This is a genomic window from Pseudovibrio sp. POLY-S9 (assembly GCF_001431305.1).
GTDB lineage: Bacteria > Pseudomonadota > Alphaproteobacteria > Rhizobiales > Stappiaceae > Pseudovibrio.
The window spans coordinates 138,940-142,576 of sequence record NZ_LCWX01000263.1 but is presented as its reverse complement, the minus strand read 5'-3'; the positions used below and the strand labels follow the sequence as shown (position 1 = coordinate 142,576).

Sequence of the window (3,637 nt, the reverse complement as noted above, 5' to 3'; positions counted from 1 at the left end):
CGGGCACGAATAGAGATCCCGCGCGCTGGCATGGCAACCGGATACTCAAAGCACTGTGCAAGGCTCAACTTTTCTTCGTCAGCAAGCGGATGCGTCGGAGCCATGATCGCCCCAATCTCCAATGCCTTCTTGTAGGTGATGTTAAGCGCATCGGTATCCGGTGGTTCAAATGTGAACCCTACATCCACTTCAGCCTTCTCAACGGCCTGCGCAACCCGCTCAGCCCCCATCACCTGCACATCCACATGAATGCCGCTGTAATCCTTGTGGAACTGCGCAATCACCTCAGGCAACAGCGCTTCGGTCACACTTTCAACCGTTGCAATGGAAACCACACCACGACGAAGACCTTTAAGCGCATCCAGCTCCGCACCGGTCGCTTCCAGATCAGACAGTGTCCGCCGAATATGTGCCAATAGAATTTCACCCGCAGAAGACAATCGGATTGTACGTCCCACGCGCTCAAACAGCTCCATTCCAAGCTGCTTTTCCAGCGTAAGAATTTGCCGGTTCACCGCAGAGGACGCCACATTGAGTTTGCGCGCCGCCGCCCGAATGGAATTCTCTTCCGCAGCCGCTGCGAAATAGCGAAGCGCTGGGCCGTAAAGATACCGCGACCGATCCATCAATCCTCCCAATCCCTCAAACGTATTTAGGGGATAATCACCGTTGCACCGGTGGTTTTGCGCCCTTCCAGATCGCAGTGCGCCTGTGCAATGTCCTTCAGGCTGTAGCGTTGATTGATCTGAATATTGATTGTTCCGTCAGCCACAGCGGCAAACAGGTCCCCAGCCGTCTCTTCCAGCTCCCAGCGCTCCGCAATGTAATTGAACAGCGTCGGTCGCGTCGCAAACAGCGAGCCTTTCTGAGATAGGATGGCCATGTTGAACTCAGGGAGCGGTCCAGATGATTGCCCAAAGGAGCACCAAAGCCCTCGAGGACGAAGGCAATCCAACGATGCTGGATATGTATCCTTGCCCACACTGTCGTAAACCACATCACAGCCGCGCCCATCGGTGATCTGACGCACCCGTGCTACCCAGTCCTCGCTCTTGTAATTGATCACATACTCATAACCATTGGCCTGAGCGAGACGTGCTTTTTCTTCCGAGCTGACTGTCCCGATCACCCTTGCACCAAGGGCCGACGCCCATTGACCAACGATAAGCCCGACACCGCCTGCCGCTGCGTGGTAAAGCAAAGTCGTATCCGCTCCCACGTTGTAGGTCTCACGCAGCAGGTAGCGTGCAGTCATGCCTTTCAACATTAAAGCCGCCGCTTGCTCATCACTCACACCTTCAGGGATCTTCACAAGCACGCTGGCAGGAATATTACGCTCTTCACTGTAAGCCCCCAGCGGTCCTGCATATGCCACACGGTCCCCAAGTGCGAGCCCGGTCACGCCTTGCCCAAGCGCAACAACAATCCCTGCCCCCTCATTGCCAGGAATAAACGGGACGCCATTTGGTGCCGGATAAAGACCAGAGCGAAAATAGGTATCAATAAAGTTGAGCCCGATCGCAGTGTGCCTGATTCGAACTTCCCCATGCCCCGGATCAGGCAGGTCCACATCCACGTATGTCAGAACGGACGGATCACCAGTTTTTTCAACGCGAACAGCAAAGACCATATGGTTTTCCCTTACAAAAGCTGGAGGCGGAGTTTGGACAGAATGCCGCTAACTTGCAAGCACCTTTGGGAAAACTCGGTCACACCTGGGAAAATACGAGTGCCAAACAAAAAAGCCCGACCAATTGGCTGGGCTTTAAGAAACTCTTTTACCGAGAATCACATCTTGCGAAACAGCTGGTGTGCAGCCCCTACGCAAAACAGATAAAGGCTCGTCGCTGTGATCAGGGCAAACAACCAGTTTTCAATGATGAAATCCTGATAAAGCGCAACCGCAAGAGCAGCACTCCATACAATGAGAATGCCTAGAGTTAGCGGACGCCATTTGACGGTGCGCACCGGGTGGACGAACTCAACAGGAGCAAACGTCAGCACAGAACACAGCACCACCATGCCGATGATGATCCATGGCGGAGACTGCAGTGCAACCAGCACAACAATCACCATATTCCAGACACCAGGGAAGCCAAGGAAGCCACCGCTTTCTGTCTTCATGTTGCCGTCAGCGAAGTAGATCGCGCCGGTAAACACAATGACAGCACCAGACAAAAGTCCCCAGAACTCTGAGAGAAGGCCGCTTTGGTATAGCGCGAAAGCAGGCAGGAAAACGTAGGTCGCGTAATCAATCACTAAATCCAGAATAACGCCGCTCCAGCGCGGCAGGCGATTCTGAATGTCATATTTACGTGCTAAAGGACCATCCAGCCCGTCGACAACAAGTGCCACCCAGAGCCAGAAAAACATCATAGGCAGATTGCCGTTCGCTCCAGCGACAAGCGCAAGCAACGCAATGGGGGCCCCCAATGCGGTGAGGATGTGAATGAGGAACAGCCGGGAGTTGGTCTGACCGGTCAACTTTGGGTCCTTTGTTATTCTTTAAGTGAAGGTACCACTTAGAACAATCTATCGCCCAAAACTTCAATAAGAGGTAAGTCCGCCCGAGCGAAATAGATGTTTGCACCGCCCCATAGCAGAAGTGCGATACCTATTCCATAGCTTGTAAACGGTGTTTTGCTCTTTTTTTCAAGTGTCATTATGAGACCAAGCAGCGCGATCCAAATAATATTCATGATTCCCACTGCAAACATAAGCACCATGAGTGCCCAACAGCACCCCAAACAGTACAAACCTTGCTCGATTCCAAACTGGAAGGCACTTTGCTTTTGCTCACCGGAATGCAGGGCCAATGCAACATTGGGCGTCCGGCACCGGTCAAGACAAGCCTGCTTGGCAGGCGTAAATTGATAGATCGCGGCTGCAATAACAGTTGTAATCGTCAGTGTAGAAAACACCGGCATCATCATCGGGCTCATCACCCCCAGCTCGTGCAGCACGCCCTGAGCAACAGTCGCGACAACGGAAAACGCAACCCAGATAGCCAGATACCCGCCAGCCACCACATAAATAGCCTTGCCACCACGCGCTTCATGATAGGTCTGTAGCATGGGCATGGCAGTCGGCAACATCATGGCGAGCACCATCATGAACCACATCACAAACAACAGAAAATAGTCGTAAAGGCCCATATTCACCAGCGCTGGCATCCCAAACGCTTCCTGAGCCAATGGCAAACACAGCGAGGCAAGCTGAACACGCACATGTTCCGGCAGGCCTTTGAACATGTTGAACTGATTGAACAACTCCATGCCCGGGCCCATCTCGCCCATATCCATGCGAGAGATCATGTCGATAACCATGGCAGCCAGATAAACCCAGCCCAAAACCACAGCACCACCCAGCACAATGTACGGGAGCCGATAGGACAACTGTAAATCCGTCTTCGGACTGGTAACTGACATAACCAACCTCAAAATCAATCAGGACAGGCCAAAACTCTGCGGTTCCGGAACCGGTGCAATTTATGCAGCTTCTCTAATAGACCAGTAATAGTCCCAATGCGACATTGATTTAGTTCAAATCTAAACTGGAACCTGCGACATGATGAAGCTGGCGCAACGAGACCTCTCCACTTTCACTAGGGGACTATCCGCGTGCGGCACCTTGAAAC

4 protein-coding genes are annotated in these 3,637 nt (G+C 52.7%); all 4 read right to left on the bottom strand.

What is annotated here, in order from left to right:
• A partial coding sequence (locus tag PPL9_RS30845; RefSeq protein WP_057466313.1) for a LysR family transcriptional regulator occupies nt 1–626 on the bottom strand: 626 nt, incomplete at its 3' end.
• 26 nt (nt 627–652) lie between these two features.
• Nucleotides 653–1,630, bottom strand: a complete 978-nt coding sequence (locus PPL9_RS30840; RefSeq protein WP_057466292.1) for a quinone oxidoreductase — start codon at nt 1,628–1,630, stop codon at nt 653–655.
• A gap of 158 nt (nt 1,631–1,788) precedes the next feature.
• Nucleotides 1,789–2,484 (bottom strand): CDP-alcohol phosphatidyltransferase family protein, encoded by a 696-nt coding sequence (locus PPL9_RS30835; protein WP_057466291.1) that lies wholly within the window; start codon nt 2,482–2,484, stop codon nt 1,789–1,791.
• 38 nt (nt 2,485–2,522) lie between these two features.
• Nucleotides 2,523–3,428, bottom strand: a complete 906-nt coding sequence (locus tag PPL9_RS30830) for a DUF2182 domain-containing protein (protein WP_057466290.1) — start codon at nt 3,426–3,428, stop codon at nt 2,523–2,525.
• Nucleotides 3,429–3,637 lie beyond the last annotated feature (209 nt).

Excerpts from the sequence above, each read along its gene's own strand:
- PPL9_RS30840 (WP_057466292.1), bottom strand. The coding sequence starts at position 1,630 with ATGGTCTTTGCTGTTCGCGTTGAAAAAACTGGTGATCCGTCCGTTCTG.
- PPL9_RS30830 (WP_057466290.1), bottom strand. The coding sequence starts at position 3,428 with ATGTCAGTTACCAGTCCGAAGACGGATTTACAGTTGTCCTATCGGCTC.